At 44.4% G+C, this 22,272-nt stretch carries 23 protein-coding genes; 15 read left to right on the plus strand and 8 right to left on the minus strand.

Annotation, left to right across the window (positions count from 1 at the left end):
- The first annotated feature begins 59 nt into the window (after window positions 1–59).
- Together P3L47_RS14150 and P3L47_RS14155 are read left to right on the plus strand one after the other, a co-directional pair.
- The gene (locus P3L47_RS14150; protein ID WP_277781215.1) at window positions 60–659 is read left to right on the plus strand and encodes a DUF1062 domain-containing protein; all 600 of its coding nucleotides are present in this window, start codon (window positions 60–62) and stop codon (window positions 657–659) included.
- Window positions 660–705: 46 nt separating this feature from the next.
- Entirely contained in the window at window positions 706–1,434 is a 729-nt protein-coding gene (locus P3L47_RS14155) for a nitroreductase family protein (RefSeq protein WP_277781216.1), read from the plus strand.
- Window positions 1,435–1,523: 89 nt separating this feature from the next.
- On the opposite strand, the gene P3L47_RS14160 is transcribed toward P3L47_RS14155, so the two are convergent.
- From P3L47_RS14160 to P3L47_RS14180, 5 genes are all read right to left on the minus strand, one after another.
- Window positions 1,524–1,862: a type II toxin-antitoxin system RelE/ParE family toxin gene (locus tag P3L47_RS14160; RefSeq protein ID WP_075557049.1), complete on the minus strand. Its 339-nt coding sequence runs from the start codon at window positions 1,860–1,862 to the stop codon at window positions 1,524–1,526.
- Entirely contained in the window at window positions 1,852–2,115 is a 264-nt protein-coding gene (locus tag P3L47_RS14165) for a hypothetical protein (protein WP_277781217.1), read from the minus strand. The genes P3L47_RS14160 and P3L47_RS14165 overlap by 11 nt, the downstream gene beginning before the upstream one ends.
- An 80-nt stretch (window positions 2,116–2,195) precedes the next feature.
- On the minus strand, window positions 2,196–3,962 hold the full coding sequence (locus P3L47_RS14170) for an ABC transporter ATP-binding protein (RefSeq protein ID WP_277781218.1): 1,767 nt from the start codon (window positions 3,960–3,962) through the stop codon (window positions 2,196–2,198).
- A gap of 3 nt (window positions 3,963–3,965) precedes the next feature.
- On the minus strand, window positions 3,966–5,690 hold the full coding sequence (locus tag P3L47_RS14175; protein WP_277781219.1) for an ABC transporter ATP-binding protein: 1,725 nt from the start codon (window positions 5,688–5,690) through the stop codon (window positions 3,966–3,968).
- 72 nt (window positions 5,691–5,762) lie between these two features.
- Entirely contained in the window at window positions 5,763–7,298 is a 1,536-nt protein-coding gene (locus tag P3L47_RS14180; protein ID WP_277781220.1) for a hypothetical protein, read from the minus strand.
- A gap of 297 nt (window positions 7,299–7,595) precedes the next feature.
- On the opposite strand from P3L47_RS14180, the gene rbsK reads away from it, so the two are divergent.
- The 6 genes from rbsK (at window position 7,596) to P3L47_RS14210 (ending at window position 12,781) form a co-directional block, all read left to right on the plus strand.
- A complete protein-coding gene (gene rbsK / locus P3L47_RS14185; RefSeq protein ID WP_122374412.1) occupies window positions 7,596–8,525 on the plus strand; it encodes a ribokinase in 930 nt (309 codons plus the stop codon).
- Between the two features lie 29 nt (window positions 8,526–8,554).
- The gene (locus P3L47_RS14190) at window positions 8,555–9,568 is read left to right on the plus strand and encodes a nucleoside hydrolase (protein ID WP_277781221.1); all 1,014 of its coding nucleotides are present in this window, start codon (window positions 8,555–8,557) and stop codon (window positions 9,566–9,568) included.
- A gap of 7 nt (window positions 9,569–9,575) precedes the next feature.
- On the plus strand, window positions 9,576–10,577 hold the full coding sequence (locus tag P3L47_RS14195; RefSeq protein WP_277781222.1) for a GRP family sugar transporter: 1,002 nt from the start codon (window positions 9,576–9,578) through the stop codon (window positions 10,575–10,577).
- 155 nt (window positions 10,578–10,732) lie between these two features.
- Complete coding sequence (locus tag P3L47_RS14200) at window positions 10,733–11,488, plus strand: hypothetical protein (RefSeq protein ID WP_122354923.1); 756 nt, start codon at window positions 10,733–10,735, stop codon at window positions 11,486–11,488.
- Window positions 11,463–11,843, plus strand: a complete 381-nt coding sequence (locus P3L47_RS14205; RefSeq protein WP_277781223.1) for a GtrA family protein — start codon at window positions 11,463–11,465, stop codon at window positions 11,841–11,843. The genes P3L47_RS14200 and P3L47_RS14205 overlap by 26 nt, the downstream gene beginning before the upstream one ends.
- Before the next feature lie 5 nt (window positions 11,844–11,848).
- Window positions 11,849–12,781, plus strand: a complete 933-nt coding sequence (locus tag P3L47_RS14210; protein ID WP_122354921.1) for a glycosyltransferase family 2 protein — start codon at window positions 11,849–11,851, stop codon at window positions 12,779–12,781.
- Window positions 12,782–12,863: 82 nt separating this feature from the next.
- Here P3L47_RS14210 and msrA read toward each other — a convergent pair whose 3' ends face one another.
- Complete coding sequence (msrA, locus tag P3L47_RS14215) at window positions 12,864–13,370, minus strand: peptide-methionine (S)-S-oxide reductase MsrA (protein ID WP_122354919.1); 507 nt, start codon at window positions 13,368–13,370, stop codon at window positions 12,864–12,866.
- A gap of 63 nt (window positions 13,371–13,433) precedes the next feature.
- Here msrA and P3L47_RS14220 point away from each other — a divergent pair, with 63 nt between their 5' ends.
- The 7 genes from P3L47_RS14220 to P3L47_RS14250 all read left to right on the plus strand — a co-directional run bounded on the left by P3L47_RS14220 (window position 13,434) and on the right by P3L47_RS14250 (window position 20,803).
- A complete protein-coding gene (locus P3L47_RS14220; protein WP_122362527.1) occupies window positions 13,434–14,624 on the plus strand; it encodes a uracil-xanthine permease family protein in 1,191 nt (396 codons plus the stop codon).
- 140 nt (window positions 14,625–14,764) lie between these two features.
- Window positions 14,765–16,147, plus strand: a complete 1,383-nt coding sequence (locus P3L47_RS14225) for a polyamine ABC transporter ATP-binding protein (protein WP_277781224.1) — start codon at window positions 14,765–14,767, stop codon at window positions 16,145–16,147.
- Window positions 16,148–16,185: 38 nt separating this feature from the next.
- Window positions 16,186–16,959, plus strand: coding sequence for an ABC transporter permease (locus P3L47_RS14230; RefSeq protein WP_277783703.1), 774 nt, complete (start codon window positions 16,186–16,188; stop codon window positions 16,957–16,959).
- On the plus strand, window positions 16,956–17,747 hold the full coding sequence (locus tag P3L47_RS14235) for an ABC transporter permease (protein ID WP_122354911.1): 792 nt from the start codon (window positions 16,956–16,958) through the stop codon (window positions 17,745–17,747). Before P3L47_RS14230 ends, P3L47_RS14235 begins: the two co-directional genes overlap by 4 nt.
- A gap of 22 nt (window positions 17,748–17,769) precedes the next feature.
- Entirely contained in the window at window positions 17,770–19,098 is a 1,329-nt protein-coding gene (locus P3L47_RS14240; RefSeq protein ID WP_122354909.1) for an ABC transporter substrate-binding protein, read from the plus strand.
- A gap of 17 nt (window positions 19,099–19,115) precedes the next feature.
- Window positions 19,116–19,721 carry an HAD family hydrolase gene (locus P3L47_RS14245; RefSeq protein ID WP_183669422.1) on the plus strand — a complete coding sequence of 202 codons (606 nt, stop codon included), beginning with the start codon at window positions 19,116–19,118 and terminating at the stop codon, window positions 19,719–19,721.
- A 101-nt stretch (window positions 19,722–19,822) separates the two neighbouring features.
- Window positions 19,823–20,803 (plus strand): FimB/Mfa2 family fimbrial subunit, encoded by a 981-nt coding sequence (locus P3L47_RS14250; protein WP_277781225.1) that lies wholly within the window; start codon window positions 19,823–19,825, stop codon window positions 20,801–20,803.
- A gap of 5 nt (window positions 20,804–20,808) precedes the next feature.
- Here the strand turns inward: P3L47_RS14250 and P3L47_RS14255 are convergent, their stop codons facing one another.
- On the minus strand, window positions 20,809–21,492 hold the full coding sequence (locus P3L47_RS14255; RefSeq protein ID WP_277781226.1) for a queuosine precursor transporter: 684 nt from the start codon (window positions 21,490–21,492) through the stop codon (window positions 20,809–20,811).
- A 99-nt stretch (window positions 21,493–21,591) separates the two neighbouring features.
- A complete protein-coding gene (locus tag P3L47_RS14260; protein WP_277781227.1) occupies window positions 21,592–22,260 on the minus strand; it encodes a DUF2490 domain-containing protein in 669 nt (222 codons plus the stop codon).
- Window positions 22,261–22,272: the final 12 nt, after the last annotated feature.

Raw genomic sequence — 22,272 nt, forward strand, 5'->3', positions numbered from 1 at the left:
ACTGTAATGCTGTGGATCATAATCAAATATTTCAAAGAATATCAAGCACAGTATAAAAAATGGGAACTGAATATATATGGGAGATAAAACCTAAAAATACTCCTGCCTTAAAAAGAAAATGTAATCATTGTAATTGCGACCGGTTTTATTGTAGTAACAAATTCAGAATGAATGCGCAAAAAAGGAATATCGATGTCTGGTTGATTTATAGATGCGTAGAATGTGATAGTACATATAACCTAACGATTTTGTCACGCACAAAACCTGAACAGATAAAGAAAGAGTTATTTCGTAAGTTTTCGGAAAACGATGAAGAACTTGCGTGGGAGTATGCTTTTTCTTCCGAAACAGGGCGAAAAAATAGTGTCGAGTTAGATTATAGCAGTGTTGAATATGAGATATTGCATGACGATATTTCGATAAATGATATCTTGAATGCGGATGATAAGTTTGTAACATTCAAGATTCAAACCCGTTTTGAGTTCGGGTTAAAGTTATCTTCTGTCATTCGAATTTGTTTAGGATTGTCTGCAAATCAGTTAAATCGGCTGATAGAGGCAAAAGCGATATTCAGTCTTGAGGGGTATTCGCTAAAGAAACATAAAGTAAAGGATGGAGATGTTGTGCTGGTAAACAAACATATTGCGGGAATGTTTTAATTTTGTAGTGATATAGAAAAGTATTTTAATCAAATAAGTCAGCATTATGAATTTAGAAGAAGTCCTCAATTACCGCCGTTCGGTACGGGCGTATGATAAAGAAAAACCGATGGATCCGGAAAGGGTGAAGCATTGTCTGGAACTGGCGACATTGGCTCCCAACAGTTCGAATATGCAGTTGTGGGAGTTTTACCATATTACGGAGCCCGAATTGTTGGCGGATGTTTCAAGAGCTTGTCTCGACCAAAAAGCGGCTTCGACTGCTTCGCAAATCGTTGTTTTCGTTGTACGGCGGGACTTGTACAAAAAACATGCTCGGTTCGTTCTCGATTTCGAACGGGAGAATATTCGCCGGAACAGTCCGAAAGAACGTCAGGATAAACGTATCAAAGACCGGGAATTATACTACGGGAAATTGATGCCGTTTGTTTATGCCCGGTTCTTCGGGCTTTTGGGGTTGTTTAGGAAACTGCTGGCTAATACTATCAGTATCTTCCGCCCGATGATGCTCGAAGTATCTGAGAATGATGTGCGTGTGGTTGCCCATAAATCGTGTGCACTTGCCGCCCAGACGTTTATGATTGCGATGGCAAACGAAGGGTATGATACTTGTCCTTTAGAAGGGCTGGACAGCCGGCGGCTGAAAAAGGTACTGAAGTTACCTCACGGGGCTGAAATAAATATGGCTATTCCCTGCGGAATACGAGACGGAAATAGAGGAATCTGGGGAGAACGGTGCAGGTTGCCGTTTGAGGATGTTTATCGGAGGGTTTGAGGTTGCTCGTTTACTGATAAACCTTTTTATTTCTAAATAAATACTTGATGGAGACTGTCTTATTCGTTGAATGGATAGTCTTCGTCTTGTTATAACAAAAAACGCTTCATAAGATCTATTAATTCTTTATCTGATATAGTATCCTGATCGGCTTTATCGTAAATATAGAGTAAAGTGATTACTCCGTCTTCTACACTGACAATTGCTGTGTGGGTAATCACTCTGGCTCCATGACTTTTACCTTTTCCTTTGGAGGCAATAGACATACGGACTTTGTGGAGTCCGTTTCCTAAGTCGGCACCGAGGGTGGGATTTTGCTCAAGCTCTTTTACTAGTGCTGCCAGATCGCTTTTTAGTGAATGGTATTTTTTACTCAAGCGTTTGAACTCTTTGTCAAACTCTATATATGTGTCTATCCTATATTTCATTGAGTAACTCATTTACATCTTTGAACATACCCTTAGTCTCTTTTCCATCCTTGCGAGCTTTAATGGCTAATAATCCATTTTTTATACTATCCAGCATCTCTTCCTTGGTTGGCTCCCGGTCTTCCTGGTCAACATTGGAGGTCGCTTGTTTCAAACGGCGGATAGAAGTTAAAGCTTTTTTGACGAGTACTTCATCATCGAGGATAGTGGCAATTTCCTGTAAGAGGGTAAGTCTTAATTCTACTGCTGTCATATATAACTCCTTTCTATTAAATAAATCTTCTCACAAAGATATACTTTTTTAGGGATGATATATAGGTAAATACAATTAAATTACTTGAACTGCTCCTGATTTAGAGAGTAATATTTCCCTTTTAAGCGGAGAAGTTCTTCATGATTTCCTCGTTCTACGATCTGTCCGTGTTCGAGTACCAGGATCACGTCTGCGTTTCTGATGGTAGAGAGGCGGTGGGCGATGATCAGGCTGGTGCGTCCCTGCATCAGTTGGTCGAGACCTTTCTGGATGAGTATCTCGCTACGGGTGTCGATATTGCTGGTTGCTTCGTCCAATAATAGGATAGGAGGGTCGGCAATAGCGGCACGAGCAATATTAAGCAACTGACGTTGTCCCTGGCTGAGGTTGGCACCGTCGTTTTCCAGCAGGGTATCGTATCCCTGGGGCAGACGTTTGATGAAAGAATGAGCAGCAGTCAGTTTGGCTGCTTGTACAACTTCTTCATCGGTCGCGTCCAGACGTCCGAAGCGGATATTTTCACGGACAGTTCCTGTGAACAGGTGAGTGTCCTGTAAAACGATCGCCATGGATTGGCGCAGGCTGTTTCGTTTGATCAGTTGTATCGGGTGACCGTCTATGGCAATTTCGCCCGACTGGATATCGAAGAAACGGGGGAGCATGTTCAGTATGGTTGTCTTCCCGGCTCCGGTGGCACCGACTAATGCTATTTTACAACCGGCAGAGGCATGGAGCGAGATACCTTTCAGGATCGTTTTCTCCGGTTTGTATCCGAAATAAACGTCTTTCATGGAAACATCTCCCTGTACCTGCTGTAAAGCGATGGCTTCGGGGGAGTCCGGTGTTTCCGGTGCTTCGTCGATCACTTCGAAGATACGTTCGGCTCCGGCAATGGCTGCCTGGATACTGTTGTAAAGGCTGGCCAATTCATTGATCGGACGTCCGAACTGGCGGGAATATTGCAGGAAGGCTGCAAGACCGCCGACATCAAAACCACGAAAGATGGCGAGTAGGGCACCTACAATCGTGATAAAGACGTAATTCAATGTGTTCAGGTTTTGCATGACGGGCATCATCATACCGGAATAGAACTGAGCTTTCTCTGATTTGCCTTTCAGGTCGTCATTGAGCGTATCGAAGTCGGACTGTACTTTCTTTTCGTGTCCGAATACTTTGATCACCTTTTGGCCGCTTATCATTTCTTCGATATAACCGTTCAGGGTACCGATAGACTCCTGCTGGGCTTTGAAGTATTTGCGGCTTCGCTGAACGATCCCTTTGGCAAAGAGGAACATTAGTGGAACGGTGATCAGAGTTACCAGAGTAAGTATCGGACTGATATATAACATCAGGCTGAAGATACCGATCAGGGTAAGAGCGCTCGACAACATATCCGACAGGCTGTCGGTCAGTGCATCACTGATCTTGTCTATGTCATTCGTGTAACGGCTCATCAAGTCGCCGTGCTGGTGTGTGTCGAAATATTTGACCGGCAGATGTTCCATTTTCTGGAAAAGGTCAGCACGCATACGGGTGACGGTGCGCTGGCCTATTTTATTCAGCAGGATATATTGGATATAGACGGCGGCGACTCCTGTCAGGTAAATGGCGGCAAGGATAGCCAAGACCCTGATCAATCCGTGAAAGTCTCCGGGAAGGATATAATCATTGATAATTGGTCGCAACATGTATGACCCCAATAGATTAGCCACGATACTGACAATGATCAGAAAGCCGATCACGAACAACAGCCGCTTGTCGCAGGACAGGTATGAAATCAGCCGGAAGAAAGTTTTCTTTCCTTTCCGAGGCTTTGCATTCTCTTTTAAATGATCTCCGTGTGCCATATCCTATAATAATACTTGTTGTGAATGATAGATTTCCTGATAAACGGTAGATGTTTCGATCAATTCATCCGGAGTTCCTATGGCGTTGATCTCGCCGTCTTCGAGTACGATCACCCGGTCGGCCGATTGCATCGTATTGATCCGCTGGGTGATGATAAATACAGTCGTGTCGTGTAACAACGCATTCAGGTTATTCCGTATTTTCAGTTCTGTTTCTGTATCGACAGCACTCGTACTGTCATCCAGGATCAGTATTTTAGGTTTACGGAGCAACGCACGGGCGATGCAGATACGCTGTTTCTGTCCGCCGGAAAGATTGATGCCTCCGCGTCCTAGCAACGTATTGTAACCGTCCGTGAAGGACTGGATAAAATCGTGTGCTTCGGCGGCGCGGGTGGCTTCTTCTATCTCTTCCATCGATGCGTCGGGTTTTCCCCATTTGAGGTTCTCGACGATCGTTCCGGTGAATAGTTCGTTTTTTTGAAGGACCATGCCGATCCCCTGGTGAAGTTCATCCAGGTTATAGTCTTTTATCGGGATATTGTCGATCCGGATTTCTCCGGCAGTAACATCGTATAACCGCGGTATCAGTTGTACCAAGGAACTTTTAGCAGAGCCGGTAGCACCGACCAGAGCAATCGTTTCGCCGGGTTCGGCCCGGAAGCTGATATGCTGTAGAATGTCATTTTCTCCACCGATGTAACGGAAACTGACATCATTAAATCTTACTTCTCCTTTCTCTACCCGGTGTTTGTTTTGAAGCCCTTCCCGGGTGTTTGTCAGGGAGGGTTCTGTATTGAGCACTTCCATGATTCGTTTAGAGGAAGCGGAAGCACGGGCATATGACATGATGATCATGGAAAGCATCATCAGAGACATTAGTACCTGGAAAACGTAATTGACGAATGAGATCAGTTCGCCCACCTTTAGTTCGCCGTCCATCACCTTTTGTCCACCCAACCAAAGGATGGACAGTATGGATAAATTCATGACTAACTGCATGACCGGAAAGATGGAAACGACGATGTTGGACGCACGGATCACCATATCACGCAGTTCTTCGCTGCTTTTGACAAATTTATCCGTCTCAAAATCTTCTCTGACAAAAGATTTGACAACACGGATATTGATGAGGTTTTCCCTGACCACGCCATTCAGTTGGTCTACTTTTTGTTGTACTTTCAGGAAATAAGGAAATCCTTTGCTCAGGATCAGGTATACACTTCCTCCGAGGATCGGGATAGCTGCTATCAGGACCAACGCCAGTTGTTTATTGATACTGACGACAAAGAAAACGGCCATGATGAGCATCAGTGGAGAGCGTAATAAAAGTCTCATCGACATCAGAACGATCTGCTGTATGCGGGATATATCGCTAGTAAGCCTTGTGACAAGCGAAGCTGAACTGAATTTGTCGATATCGAAAAAGGATAGTTGTTGTATTTTATTGAAGAGTGTTCCCCGTAGATCTGTACCGAAGCCGATTCCGATGCGGGAAGAAATGTAAGTATTCACAATACTGACCAATAATCCCCCGACGGATACCAACACCATATAGGTCCCGATCCGGGTAATAACCGACAGGTCACGCGGCATGACCCCATTGTCAATGATTTCAGCCATGAACATCGGCTGAACCGTTTCACACAGCACAGTGATCAGTACAAGAAGCGGACTGATCAACAATCCCACTTTATATCGTTTAAGAATTTGCCAGTATTTTCCCATATCGTTATTACAAAGATAGAACATAATTGGGAAATGATATGTTTTCGGGTTTCTGAAATATGGAGTTACAGGCTATTGTAACTCCGTATTCCTTTCCACCAGTATCTCTGCAAACGCTCTGTCGGTCAGTTTGCTTTCTATCCAGGAAAGGATATCGAATGTTTTAAGTAACTGTTTTTCGTATTTATCCTGCCTGATCTTCGTTATTTCTTTTTGGAATTGCATCCACAATTTATTTCGGGCTTTCTCATAAGATGGCAACGGATACCCCATGACAAAGCGGAACAAAAGTTTCTCTGTTTGGTACGTCTGCTTTTCATAACGCATATTCCGTTTGATGGAGTTGATCTCATTCTCAAAGAAACTGTAATCCCCGAGTTCCGCCTGTATGAGGAGGTTGATCAAACGTGCTGTTTTATAGGATGGTAACGCATAGAATTGTTTGCCAGCACTGAATATCTTCTTCATGCTTTTACGTGCTTTACCGGGATTTCCCAGACATAGATGAAGGATCGCAGTATTCAGATACAATTTAAGTTGTGTCTCCGGCCTGAGTAAACCGGCCTTTTTGAATAAGCTGTCTTCGTTTTCTTCCGATAGGTGGAGTACCTCTTCCAATTTCCCTGTATTTATCAGAGCAGCCTGTTCGTATTGATAGATGCAAGCACTTATTTCCAGAAGAAATTCGGTAGCGTAGTCGCCTTGTTGTATTTTTTTCAACCGTTCGATAAAGAAGGGCATTTCTTTATATAAACCTGCCGTATGGAGGCTGTCCAGTACACCCTTTATTGCGCTTAGATAATAGATCGGAGGATTCAGAATCAGATGCTGGTTCGATTCAAAAAGAGTGATAAGTTCCTGATAAAAGCGGATCGCTGATTTATAATTACCCGTATTCAGATAGTAGGCTGCCTGGAACAGCAGGTGTAGTTTCTTGGCCTCAAAACCTTTATATGAACTATTGGCTATCAGATTGAGTTCGCTCAATACCAGATCGTTCAGGTTATCTTTCTGTTTGTCCGACCGGACATATCCTTTATAGGTGATGCGGTGCTTTAGAATATCATATAGTTGCAGATGAAGGTTCGTATTTCTTGAATACTTCATAATGTCGTTTATTTTCATCTGCTTACTGACTAACTCCCTTTCGGAAATCTCCTTAAAGCCAAGCGAACTGAGATATTTCAGTTCTGTTCGCCGAATGAGAAGGAGAAGAGGGTCGTTCTCATAAGTCACTGCCAGGCTTTTGGCCTTATCCAACTGGCTGAAAGCGGCATCGAAGAGTTCCCTTTCAAAAAGTATCTCGGCTTTGGTGATATGGTCGAAGATCGCTGTCTGTACATCTTCTTTCTTTCGTAGATGGGCCAGGCAATCCATGATCACCCGGTAAAGATGTTTTGCTGCCATCTCAAAGTTACCTTTGCTCTGTTCCTGACAGTAAAGTTTACAGATATCCTCGGAGGGAGTCCCTTTATTGATCAGGTCGAACAGAAGGAGATAGTTCTTTTCACCGCTTTGCAAATTCGCGTACAGGCGGAAATATCTTTTTTCCGCTTTGGTAAGTGATTGGATAAGCAGGATCAGATGATCCGGATTTGTGTATTTCATATCTGTATCGGATTGTTCTTTCAGGATATTAGTTCCTGTTGCACGACGAAATTAAATAAACTTTTTCATATGAAGACTGTAAAAATGTTTTTTCTATTCTTGTTTTACTCTCGGAAAGAGGGATATTTATAACTTGTTTTGTGAATTATATTCATTTGCTTATTAGTGATTTATTGTTCTATGGTAGAAATAAATCTTAGATTTGGGTTTATCTGTATACTCAAATTATTCATAGAATAGTAGAGAATATAAAGTTATATTTGTATCGCTTCATTGCAGACTTTAAATTTTATAGATATGGACACTGAACAATTAGACCGGCATAATATCCTGGTGGTTGGTAGCAGCAATACGGATATGGTTATTAAAGCCGGACATCTTCCCCGTCCGGGGGAAACCATTGTGGGAGGGACATTCTTTATGAACCCCGGTGGTAAAGGGGCCAACCAGGCAGTCACTATTGCCCGTTTGGGAGCTTCCGTCACTTTTATATGTAAAACGGGCAGTGATATTTTCGGTCATCAGTCGCAACAACTTTTTGAGGAAGAAGGCATCAATACCTCGTATATCTTTTCTGATTCGGAGCATCCTTCCGGGGTCGCTTTGATTACTGTGGACGATCATGCCGAAAACTGTATTGTTGTTGCCTCGGGAGCAAATGCCAATTTATTACCGACCGACCTGGCAAAAGCGGAAGAGGCGATCGACCAGGCGGATATTGTCCTGATGCAGTTGGAGATTCCGATGGAAACAGTCGAGTATGTTGCGGAAATAGCTTATCGCAAACATAAAAAAGTGATACTGAATCCTGCTCCGGCGCATCCATTATCTCCTTCATTACTGAAACATCTCTACATGATCACCCCAAATGAGACGGAAGCTGAAATGATTTCCGGTGTGAAGATAACCGACCGGGAATCGGCAGTTAAGGCAGCCCGTATACTTTCTGAAATGGGAGTGGAGAATGTTATCATTACGCTGGGTTCGAAAGGAGCATTGGTGTATGGTGCTGAGGAAGCAGATTTTGTACCGGCTCTGAAAGTGGAAGCCGTGGATACAACCGCTGCCGGTGATGTCTTTAACGGTGCACTGACTGTTGCTTTATCGGAAGGACGGAGTCAATTGGAGGCAGTCCGTTTCGCTTGTAAGGCTTCGGCAATCTCGGTAACCCGGGTCGGGGCACAATCTTCTGTCCCTTACCGGAGTGAAGTCGATATATTTGAGTAAACATTATAATCTTATCAATAAAGTAGACCATGAAACAATCCTTTTTGTTAATCTGTGTATTATCCCTGCTGGTCGCCTGTAACGGAACAGCGAAGAAAGCAACGCAGGAAGCTGCCGTACAACCAGTGAATCTGATTCTGGATACCGATTTGGGCCCTGATTACGACGACGTAGGGGCGATGGCTGTTATGCATGCACTAGCCGACAGCGGTTATGTGAATATACTCGCAACCTTGTCTTCTAACCACGATGAGTTGGTTATTCCTTGTATAGAGGTGTTGAATACATATTTCAACCGCCCTGATATTCCGTTGGGAGCACCTAAAAGCGAAGGTGGTGTAACAATGACTTCCGGTCATAAAATAAAATGGACGGAGATATTACCGGCTAAATATCCGCATAAGACTAAAAAGACATCGGACGCTCCGGATGCAGTCCAGGTATATCGTAAAATATTAAGTTCGCAACCGGATGGCAGCGTTGTCATTTGTACTGTCGGCTTTTTCACGAATCTGAAGGACCTGCTGCTTTCTGTCGGCGATGAATACAGCCCGTTATCAGGAAAGGAACTGGTTGCTAAAAAGGTAAAAAGAGTCGTGGCGATGGCTGGCTTGTTCCCGCAGGGACGTGAGTTTAATGTGCTTTGTGACACACCGGCATCGAAAGTAGTTGCCGAACAATGGCCTACAGAGATCGTTTTCAGTGGCTTTGAGATCGGTAATGTCATTTTTACCGGGAAGAAACTGGTGGCATCCGATATAGATAATAGTCCTGTCAAAGACACCTATGCACAGTGTTTCGCAGAAGGCGATCCGGACGGTCGGATGAGCTGGGACCTGACGGCGGTTCTGGTTGCGATCAAAGGTTATGAACCGTACTATAACGTAGAACGGGGAATCTTTAAGGTAATCGATGAAGAAGGCAGCAACACCTGGATCCCGGATGAGAACGGCCGGGACCTTCGGCTGATCGAAAAAGTTCCGGCCAGCCAGATGGCAGCTTTGCTGGATAATTATATGATGCATCAACCTGTATTAAAATAGAAAAGTTATGTTTATCGTACAAAGTTATACTTTAGCAATCGTTTTCTGTGTCGTTACCATGCTATGCTGGGGCTCCTGGGGAAACACACAGAAGTTGGCTTCCAGAACATGGAGGTACGAGTTCTTTTATTGGGATTATGTGATCGGAGTACTTTTATTCTCCATCCTTTCCGCTTTCACTCTGGGAAGTTTTGGTTCGGAAGGGCGCAGTTTTCTGCCCGACCTGATACAGGCAGACTGGAACAATATAGGCAGTGCTTTCCTGGGAGGCGTTATTTTCAATGCTTCCAATATTCTGCTTTCGGCGGCAATCGCTATATGCGGAATGTCCGTTGCTTTTCCAGTGGGAGTTGGGTTAGCCTTGGTGCTGGGCGTGCTGATCAATTATTTCGGTGCGGCAAAAGGAGAACCGTCCTATATCTTTGCAGGTGTAGCTTTGATCACGGTTGCCATTATATTGAACGGCCTGGCTTATAAAAAAGCCCTGGTCGGATCGAAGAAAGTCTCCGGTAAAGGCATCTTTATTTCTGTTGCCGCCGGTGTAATTATGGCTTTCTTCTACCGTTTTGTAGCAGCTTCGATGGACCTGGATAATTTTGCCTCTCCGGCAGCCGGAAAACTGACACCTTATACGGCTGTATTCATTTTTGCTTTGGGTGTTTTTGCCAGTAATTTTCTGTTCAATACGATCGCGATGAAGAAGCCGGTGGAAGGTGCGCCTGTTTCCATAAGCGGTTATTTCAAAGGCAATATCCGGACTCATCTTGTCGGAGTATTGGGAGGCGTGATCTGGTGTATCGGGCAATCATTCAGTATGATTGCATCTGAAAAGGCAGGAGCGGCAATATCCTATGGTTTAGGGCAGGGAGCGACGTTAGTCTCCGCCTTATGGGGGATCCTGGTTTGGCATGAGTTCCGGGGAGCACCTAAATCTTCCGATTATTTGAATCTGGGTATGTTTATCTTTTTCGTCATAGGATTGGGTTTCCTCATCTACGCGGGTGCCTGATACTTTGTAATTGAAAGAAATCCGGGGATAGAGTGCTTTTTATGGGCCTTTATCCCCGTTTTTGTACGATAATACCAAAAATATCGGGAAAAAGCCTTACTTTTGTCTTAGTTTCTTGTTTATTGGGTATAGTATATAACTAAAAAAACAGGTCTATGAAAGAAGAAGGCGATGTATTCAAGAGGTTCCGTGACTCTTTTAGTAAGATGGACGGACATTTCCATATTTTAGAACAGCGTGTTCCGGTAGAACTTCAGATGGAATATTTTAAATATTCCGAACAGGTTCGTAAAGGCAAAGTGAAGCAAGATTTGGATGATATGGATTATACAGCCTTCCGCGAAAGTCTGTCTAATCCGGAGGCGACAACCGATTATAAGAAATATATTTTATCCATGTTGGCCACTTCAAAGGAAGTGAAGGCCTATCGGATGCTGGAAGATTATGTGCAGCATCCCGATGAAGATGTCAGCAATTGGGCATATATGGCTTTGATGGAAAGCCGTATCTCGTTGGAGTCGGAATTGTCGGATGAGAAACAAATATATATTTCTACAGGGCTGGGAGGCAAAGGTGAAAAATTGCGCTTTTACGTATTGATGTTGTCCAAGGACAGGAACCCTTTTCTGGACTATCAGCGTAAAGTGATCGAACGTGAATTCGCTTACTTTTTGCCGCAGGCAGACTGTGAGATAGAACGGTTGACGATCGGTGAACAATATGTGGAACTGGTATTTTTGATACCGGTGCGTGCAGACATCAAGTTAACTCTCGACAGGGTTATCAATGAATGTAATCAGTACGGTGATTTCCTTTCGGATATCTTTACGATAACGAACGTAAAAGAACTTACGCAGCAGGAGATTACTGATATTATAAATAAGAATGGAAACAGTAAAACAAGCCATTAAGTATGGCGTGGTAGGGGTGAGTAACACCTTGATAACAATGGCTGTTATCTGGGTGATGATGAAACTCTTCGGATGTCGGGAAGGTTTATCTAATTTAACGGGATATGTAGCAGGATTGCTGAATAGTTTCATCTGGAACAAGCAATGGACTTTCAAGGGAAGTTCTACCGGATGGACGAAAGGTGCGATCCGCTTCGGTATTGCGTTTGCGGTATGTTATGTCCTGCAATACGGACTGGTACTTCTATTAAATTCCCAGTTAACGATCGATCATTACTACAACCATTTAATAGGAATGGTTTTCTATACAGCGATCAATTTTTTTATAAACAAGTTTTATACCTTTAAGGCTTAACGGAAATGAAGAAGCTCGCAGTCATAGTTCCCTGTTACAACGAAGAGTTAGTCATCGGTGAATCCTATCGCCGTACGAAAGCTGCTTTGCAGTCCATGCCCATCGATACCGAGATCATTTATATAAATGACGGAAGCCGGGATAAAACCCGGGAGTTGCTGGATGGCATTGCCGCCTCCGACCCGCATGTGAAGGTAATCCATTTTTCCAGGAATTTCGGACATCAGCCGGCGGTTACTGCCGGTATCAATAATTGTGATGCGGATTTGGCCGTTATACTCGATGCCGATATGCAGGATCCTCCGGAGTTGATCCCCGGCATACTGGAACTGCAGGAGAAGGAAAATGCCAATGTCGTGTATTGTGTGCGTAGGTCGAGAGAAGGTGAGAGTCTTTTCAAGAAGTTTACGGCAAAAGCTTTTTACCGTTTGCTCAATTATATGAGTGATGTCAGTTTCCCGTTGGATACGGGTGATTTCCGTATGGTCGACCGGAAGATCATGGATCAGTTCGATCGTTTCCAGGAACGGGGTAAATACATCAGAGGACTGATAAGCTGGCTCGGCTATAAGCAAGTGCCGTTTTACTATGAACGGGAAGCACGTATTGCCGGTGAGACAAAATATCCTTTCAGCAAGATGTGGAAGTTCGCTTCGACAGCCATGTTGTATTTTTCCAAGAAACCGCTTCGTCTGGCCACCAGTTTAGGTTTTATAGCCGTCGTGGTCGGTATCGTTCTGGCTGCCTGGTTTACGCTCGGGAAGATATACGGTTTCAGTAATGCGGAAAGCGGCTGGACTTCCATTATGACATCGGTTATTTTCTTTGGCGGCGTTCAGTTGCTGACGGTGGGTGTCCTGGGGCAGTATGTCGGGATTCTCTTTGATGAGATCAAGGCGCGTCCCGAATATATTATCGACGAAAAGAAGAATTTCTGATAAATACATTCTTATAGTTCCTTTCGGATGAAAATTCAATTTCATCCGAAAGGAATTTTATTTTCTTCTGAAGGGAATGGAATCAGTCATGGAATATCTTTCGATAAATATGACAGTAAGGAGTTTCTCCTTTTTTATCGTAATAATGCTGGTGATAATCTTCCCCGATCCAGAACTTTCCGGCAGGTTCTAATGCCGTAGCCACTTTAAATCCCATTCCGAATAATTTGCTGATATATTCTTCTGCGATCGCTTTCTGTTCTTCGCTGCAATAGAAGATAACCGAACGGTATTGACTGCCGATATCCGGTCCTTGTCCGCCAACCTGTGTAAAATCATGTGTTTCGAAGTAAAGACGTACTAATTGTTCGAAACTGGTTTGAGACGGATCAAAGATCACTTCCACTGTTTCCACATGGCCGGTAGTACCGGTTTTTACTTCGGGATAGGACGGATTATCAATAGTTCCACCCATATAGCCGACATGCGTACTGTCTACACCTTTTACTTTTTCGAGATGGTATTGTGTTCCCCAAAAACAGCCGGAAGCGAAATAAGCTGTTTCCTTATGAAAATTATTCTGTGTCATATTCTTTCTTAGCGTTTGGATTATTCTGATTATATTTGTGCAAATATAATCTTTTATTTCGCAATGGACAGCAAAAAATCACTGGGCCCTGCTCAAAAGACGGTAGTAGGCGTTCAATTTCTCTTTGTAGCCTTTGGTGCCACCGTCTTAGTCCCTCTACTGGTGGGTTTAGATCCTTCGACAGCCCTTTTCACTGCCGGATTAGGAACATTGATCTTTCATTTGGTAACAAAGGGGAAAGTGCCGATTTTTTTGGGAAGTAGCTTCGCTTTCGTGGCACCCATCATTAAAGCGACTGAATTATATGGTTTACCGGGGACAATGTCGGGACTGGTGGCTGTCGGTGCTGTCTACGGACTGATGAGCATGTTGGTGAAGTGGCGTGGCATCGGGTTCATCAAGCGGTTATTTCCGCCGGTTGTGATCGGGCCGGTCATCATATTGATTGGTCTGTCGTTGGCGGGTTCGGGTGTGAATATGGCGAAAGAGAACTGGCCGCTGGCTCTGATCGCTTTGTTTACTGCTGTTCTGGCATCGTTGTTGGGACGGGGGATGATCAAGCTGATTCCTATCTTCTGCGGGATTATCGTCGGATATATTGCTGCATGCTTTTTTAAAGTGATCGACTTCGAGCCGATCATAGCGGCCCCCTGGTTTGCTTTGCCTCAGTTCGTCAAGCCGGAGTTGTCGTGGGAAGCTGTGATCTTTATGATCCCGGTGACGATCGCCCCGATCATAGAACATATCGGAGATGTATATGCCATTAACGAAGTGACGGGCAAAGATTTTGTGAAAGATCCGGGATTGCACCGGACTATGCTGGGCGACGGTTTAGCTTGTGTGGCTGCCGGGCTGATCGGCGGACCTCCTGTAACCACTTATTCAGAGGTGACCGGAGCTATATCGCTGACGAAGATCACGGATCCGGCCGTTATCCGTATTGCAGCGGTGGCAGGGATTGTCTTTTCCGTTTTCGGCAAGGTCAGTGCTTTCCTTAAATCGATCCCGCCTGCCGTACTGGGCGGAATTATGCTGTTGTTGTTCGGAACGATCGCTGCTGTCGGTATAAATAGTCTGATACAGAACAGGACAAATTTGGGAGATACCCGTAATTTGATCATAGTCTCGTTGATTCTCACCTTTGGTATCGGCGGAGCCTCCCTGGAGTTTGGTGAATTTACGATGGCGGGGATCGGCCTGGCGGCTCTGCTGGGAGTGATCCTGAACCTGGTCTTGCCCAAGGGAAGCCAATAAAGTTGGATATTGTTCTTTATATATATCCATCTCTTAACGGTCCAAACCCTTTGTATGTCCCCTAAATTGTATACCTTTGTGCCGCTTTTTAAGAAAGCAAGCGATTATATGTTTAACTTGTAAGGAAAAGGGATAAATCTATGCAAAAGTCCGACTGCATTATCGGTGTGGAACATGTCTCCAAGTTCTTTGGCGACAAGGCCGTGCTGAATGATGTAAATTTGTTTGTCCGCAAGGGCGAGTTTGTTACTATTTTAGGACCTTCCGGTTGTGGAAAAACAACCTTGTTACGTCTGATAGCCGGATTTCAGACAGCTTCGGAAGGGGAGATCTCTATTGCAGGAAAAGAAATAACGCAAACGCCGCCGCACAAACGTCCGGTCAACACGGTGTTCCAGAAATATGCATTATTCCCTCACCTGAACGTTTTTAATAATATTGCTTTCGGTCTGAAACTGAAGAAGCTACCGTCTGCCGTGATCGAGAAAAAGGTCAAACAGGCGTTGAAGATGGTAGGTATGACCGACTACGAATACCGCGATGTGGATTCCCTTTCGGGCGGACAGCAACAGCGTGTGGCGATTGCCCGTGCCATCGTGAACGAACCGGAAGTGTTGCTGCTCGACGAACCGCTGGCTGCCCTCGACCTGAAGATGCGCAAGGATATGCAGATGGAGTTGAAGGAAATGCATAAATCGCTCGGTATCACTTTTGTTTACGTAACTCACGACCAGGAGGAGGCATTGACTCTGAGCGATACGATCGTCGTTATGAGTGAAGGCCGTATCCAGCAGATCGGAACTCCCATCGATATTTATAACGAACCGATCAATTCGTTCGTTGCCGACTTCATCGGTGAAAGTAACATCCTAAACGGATTGATGATCAAAGATAAACAAGTCTCTTTTGCCGGACATGACTTTGAGTGTGTCGATGAAGGCTTTGGAGAGCAGGCACCGGTAGATGTCGTGATCCGTCCGGAAGATATCTATATTTTCGATCCGTCGGAAGCGGCGATGCTGACCGGTACGGTGACATCTTCTATCTTTAAAGGAGTCCATTATGAAATGATGGTACAGACTCCCGAAGGTTATGAATTTATGGTGCAGGACTATCATTGTTTCGATGCGGGACAGGAGGTCGGATTACTGGTGAAACCTTTCGATATACATGTCATGAAGAAAGAGCGCGTCTGCAATACGTTTGAAGGCAAAATGATCGATCCGACGCATGTCGAGTTTCTGGGAACAACCTTTGAATGCAAGGAAGTGACGGATGTGGAAGGCGATACTCCGGTAAAAGTCGAGGTTGATTTCCGCCATGTCATTCTGGAAGACAATGAGGAAGACGGTACACTGACGGGTGAAGTGAAATTTATCCTTTATAAAGGAAACCATTATCATCTGACCGTGTTTACAGACTGGGACGAAGATATTTTCGTCGATACGACAGATGTTTGGGATGACGGTGACCGTGTCGGTATCCGGATTGCCCCTGAAAATATACGTATTATTCATAACTAAAAGGGAAGGAAGTGATAAATAAAGTTGCAGCTTTTTTCATGCGTCGCAGGAACTGGACAATTCCTTACGCACTATTTCTGGCAGTATTCGTAGTCATGCCGTTGCTCTTGATCGTCCTGTATGCGTTTACAGATACGGAAGGAGCCTTTACTTTTGCCAATTTCCGTAAGTTTATGATGCATCCCGAGGCGATGAATACTTTTGTCTATTCGATCGGGATTGCTATTATAATCACGTTAGTATGCCTGATACTGGGATATCCCGCCGCTTATATATTGAGCCAGGCCCGGTTCAATACTTCCCGTACAATGGTCGTACTGTTTATCTTGCCGATGTGGGTGAACATCCTGATCCGTACGCTGGCAACGGTCGCCCTGTTCGACTTTCTGAACCTGCCGCTGGGCGAGGGAGCTTTGATCTTCGGTATGGTGTATAACTTCCTGCCGTTTATGATCTATCCGATCTACAATACGTTGCAGAAGATGGACCGTAACCTGATCGAGGCGGCACAGGACTTGGGGGCTAATCCCTTTCAGGTGTTTATGAAGACAATCTTTCCTTTGTCGATGCCTGGTGTGATGAGCGGTATCGTGATGGTCTTTATGCCGACCGTATCGACATTCGCCATTGCCGAGTTGTTGACAATGAATAATATCAAGCTGTTCGGTACGACCGTTCAGGAAAATATCAATAACGGAATGTGGAACTATGGAGCCGCCCTTTCTCTGATCATGTTGCTGCTGATCGGCATTACGATCTTGTTCACCAATGAGGAAGATAATGCTTCAAATGAAGGAGGAGGTGTGATATGATGACGAAAATAATGGCGAAAGCCTACCTGTGGCTGCTTCTTATCCTACTTTATTCCCCGATCCTGATCATTATGATCTTCTCTTTTACCGAGGCGAAGGTGCTCGGTAACTGGACCGGTTTCTCAACAAAACTGTATAGTTCGCTGTTTACCGGAGGTGTACAACGCTCGCTGGTAGGGGCTTTGTGGAATACATTTGCGATCGCTATGCTGGCAGCATCGATCTCGACAATTCTGGGAAGTATTGCGGCTGTAGGTATCTTTAACCTGAGGTCCCGTCCGCGCCAGGTAATGAATTTTACGAATGCCATACCGATGATGAATGCCGATATCATCACCGGTGTTTCTCTGTTTTTGCTGTTTGTCAGCTTGGGAGTTTCCCAGGGATTCACGACTGTCGTGCTGGCGCATATCACCTTTTGTACGCCTTATGTGGTATTGAGCGTGATGCCGCGTCTGAAAAAGATGAACCAGAATGTGTATGAAGCGGCACTCGATCTGGGAGCAACCCCGTTCCAGGCACTCCGTAAAGTGATCCTGCCGGAGATTCGTCCGGGAATGATCAGTGGCTTTATCCTGGCTTTTACTCTTTCGATCGATGATTTTGCCGTTACGATCTTTACGATTGGTAACGAAGGGCTGGAGACACTTTCCACCTTTATCTATGCGGATGCCCGGAAGGGAGGGCTTACCCCTGAACTGCGTCCGTTGTCGACGATCATCTTTGTCACCGTACTGGTATTGCTGATCGTGATCAATAAGAGAGCCGATAAATCATCCGCTAAGTAGCATCAAAAACAGGAATAGAAGAATGAATAGACTGATTAAAATAATATGTGTGCTGGTTGCTTGTCTGGGTGTTTTGTCTTCCTGTGCACGCACGGAGAAGGAACGCAGCAAAATATTGAAGATATACAACTGGGCAGATTATATCGATGAAGATATCCTGGATGAGTTCCCGGTCTGGTATAAAGAACAGACCGGCGAAGACATCCGCATCATCTACCAGGTTTTCGATATCAACGAGATCATGTTGACCAAGATCGAACGAGGTCATGAAGATTTCGATCTGATTTGTCCTTCCGAATATATTATCGAGCGAATGCTGAAAAAGGGCTTGTTGCTTCCTATCGACCGCAATTTCGGTAAGACTCCCGATTATCTGGATAACATATCTCCCTATATTCAGGAACAATTGAATAAACTGAGCCAGCCGGGTATGAAAACGACCGACTATGTGGTTCCTTATATGTGGGGAACGGCCGGTTTGTTATATAATAAAAAGTTTGTATCGAAGGATGAAGTAATGACCTGGGATTGTTTGTGGAATCCTAGGTATAAGAACAAGATCCTGATGAAAGACAGCTATCGCGATGCCTATGGTACGGCTATTATCTACGCCCATGCCAAAGAGTTGGCCGACGGAACCGTTACGGTAGAACAGCTGATGAACGACAACTCGCCGGAAGCCATCGCCATCGCAGAAGATTATCTGAAACGGATGAAACCCAATATCGCCGGATGGGAAGCCGACTTCGGTAAGGAGATGATGACCAAGAACAAAGCATGGCTGAACCTGACCTGGAGCGGTGACGCCGTTTGGGCTATGGAAGAGGCGGATGCTGTCGGTGTCGAACTGGGGTACGAAGTCCCTCTGGAAGGCAGTAATATCTGGTATGACGGCTGGGCGATCCCTAAATATGCCCGTAATGTAAAAGCTGCCAGTTATTTTCTTGATTATCTTTGTCGTGCGGATATTGCTTTGCGTAATATGGATGCCAATGGGTATGTGAGTGCCGTGGCTACTCCCGAAATACTGGAAGCAAAGATAGACACGACGGTTGAAGAGTTCTCGAACCTCAGCTATTTCTTTGGCCCCGGAAACGATAGTATCCAAATCAATCCGGTGCAATATCCCGACCACAAGGTGGTGGAGCGGTGTGCCATGATCCGTGATTTCGGCGACGAGACCGAACTGGTACTGGAAATGTGGAGCCGCGTAAAAGGGGATAACCTGAATACGGGGATCGTTTTGTTGATCTTTGCCGTCTTCGGCCTGTTATTGGTCTGGGTACTTTACCGCAGAATACGTGAATATAAACAGAAAAAGCGTTATCACAGACGTCGCAGACGCTGGTGAATAGATTATTATGAAGTATGGATGGAATTAAAAACTTGATTATAGACTTTGGTGGGGTGATTATCAATCTGACCCGTAACCGTTGCGTGGAGGCCTTTGAAAGTTTCGGTGTACCCAATGTCCGCGACTGTATTTTGAACAGCAAGGACTTGTTCATGCAGATAGAAATAGGCACTATCACATCGACGGAGTTCAGGGATGGGATCCGCCACCTGACCCGTCAGCATCTGACCGATGAACAGATCGATGCTGCCTGGATCGCCATGCTCGACGATATTCCCGCTTATAAGCTGGAACTGTTGATGGAACTTCGTAAGAAATACAACACGATGCTGCTCAGCAACACGAACGAGATCCATTGGCAATGGGCGGAAAAGAACAGCTTTGCTTATCAGGGTCATCATGCCGGGGATTTTTTCAATAAGATCTACCTTTCTTACGAGCTGAATATGCTGAAACCCAATGCTGATATCTTTGAATATGTATTGAAAGATGCTGTGATAAAACCCGAAGAGACCCTGTTCCTGGATGATTCCGTCCCTAACTGCCGTACTGCAGAATCTCTGGGTATCCGTACATATACACCCCAGGCCAGAGAAGACTGGTCGCATCTGTTTAAATAAATCTTAGCCGCTGACCGAAAAGTTAATAAGACCGATTCAGAGAACCAATCTGTTTGTATGCTGTTTCTATAAGCATAAATCTAAACAAACATTTGGTGATTATGAATAAGTTAGTTTTTTCTACATTGTTATTATCCCTGTTTTTGGGTAGCTGTTCAAAAGACGATGATTGTCATTGTGTGAACAATGACGATTTAATAAGTCCGGAACTGGCCGAAATGATGGTTTCGACCGGAACTTCTACAACCGCTTTTACCGGTGTTCTGATGGTCTATCCTTGTATAGAAGATACCAGTTTGTATCATGGTAATTATTCCGGTAATGGAACGTTGGTTCCTTTTAATGCAACATATACCATCAAAGACGGTTCCATTTATAAAGCATCCATTCCTGTCAGGCTGCCCCTGGGCGATTATAATTTTTTATATTGGGGACTGGCTAAAAACAGCCAGACCGATTCCGTATATGATGAGGCTGCTATCCGGGAACCGGGTCTACGGTTAGGTGCGGACTTGTTAGGGTTATACATGACTTTGCAGAAAGATAATTATCAGGATACGACTTATATGCCGGTATATGATTTCCTGCATGCGGTCAATCCTATTAAGGTCGGAACAGAAAAGATGCAGGCGACTTTGAAGCATGCAACAGCAGGTCTGAAGATTACTTTGACAAATAAAGACGGTGATAAGATGAACCCGAGCATTGCTTCCGCCCGTATTCTGATCGGTAATATTGCTTCCCGGCTGGATTATTATACTGCCGAACCCAGTGATTTCACGAAGACGATCGAGTTCCCTCTGTCTATGTCTGCCGATAGCTTGTCTATGTCAGCCAATTCGACAGTAATGGTATTCCCTTCCGCCGACAATCCTCCGTTGACCATCCTCCTGACTCTGAAGAACGGGCAGGAGAAACATTTCAGTAAGCCGTTGACGAATGCTTTGGTAGCCGGGAACCGCTTAACGCTCAATATAACATTAGGTGAACTGTATTCCGAAGAGACCTCTTCCGATGGTTTTGAAGTGGAGAACTGGACGGAAACGACCGAAAATATAGATTTCTCTACTTCGGCATCCTGATTCAATTATATATCCTTCACTTTTAATATATTATAAGATGTTCCTATATCATATACATCATTGCCGTCTACTTTCTTTATGTATTTCACAACGCGGACGGTTACCGGCAGGATTATCACTTCGTACAAAGACTTCAGGACAGCCTGTGTTCCGATCATGATCAGTAGCTCCTTAGCCGGTATCAGTCCGATGAAAGCTATCGGGAAAAAGATCATCGAATCAGCACTTTCACCGACTAAGGTCGAGACGATTGCCCGTACGGAAAAGTGTTTCCCGTTCGACGCAATTTTCATTTTACTCATAACGTATGCATTCAGGAAAGAACCGACCAGGAAAGCGATCAGGCTGGCAATGGCTATGCGCGGCGCCATCCCGAAGACGAAATTAAATCCTTCTTCGCCTTCCCAGAAAGGGGCGGCAGGCAACATAACAGCCAGTTGGGCAAATCCGATAACCAGGAAATTGGATGCGAACCCGCTCCAGATGATCAAACGTGCTTTCTTGAATCCCCATACTTCGGCTATACAGTCGTTGATAATATAGGAAATAGGGAATACAATCAGTCCGGCAGTGGCGGTGATGCCGAATACCTGTACGACTTTTGTCTCTAAAAGATTGGAAGCTACCAGGCATATATTAAAGAGAATACCCAGCAGCATGAACGGGATTGTGACAGTTGTTCTCTGCATAATTCTTGTTTTTTACGAGGTTTATCAAGCACTCGGGAAAGCACGGGCTTTCCGTATTATGTCTTTTTATTTATTCAGGTTGCAAAGATAGTTATTTTTTTAGAATCTGTGCGAATAGGTCAGCCCTATTGCATGTTTGTAGTTGACTGGATCATATACATTAAATATATGGTAGCGATAATATAGCTGTAACGTATTTTGCTTATTGATCTTATAATCGCTTCCGGTAGAGAGGCGGATACGCTCTGTGTACATATTCCCTTGGTGGCCGGTGTTATTGAACAATTCTCCGTAAACGAAAGGGGAAAAGCCTGTTTTACCGATTTTGTATGAAACGGTCAACATAGTCCTGAGATAATTTTTAGGATGTTGGCCGCCCGTCTTAAAAGTACTTTGAAATCTTTCCCGTAAAGAGAAAGAAAGGTTGCCGATCGGATAAGATGCCGAAGCATACACATAATAACGATTGCGTAATTCTTCCGAAACTTTATACTGGCAAAGCAGCATATAGGCCACTCCGGCTTTTACATACGGATTGAATGTATAGTTGACTTCCCCTGTAGTCAGAAACCATTCTGCTTGCTTGAAATTGGATTTAGGGCGGATATCTTCTTCAAATAAAAAGGAAAACTTATGATAAATCTTTCCCGACAAACTGACCTTAAATGCCATACCGGCTCCGTCTATTGCATATAAGGAAGAATGAAACAGAAGTATCCAAAAAGTAGACAGAATAAAGAAACGATTTCTTCTGAAATAGTTTTTCATGAGAATATGACG

Source organism: Parabacteroides chongii (assembly GCF_029581355.1).
Lineage (GTDB): Bacteria > Bacteroidota > Bacteroidia > Bacteroidales > Tannerellaceae > Parabacteroides > Parabacteroides chongii.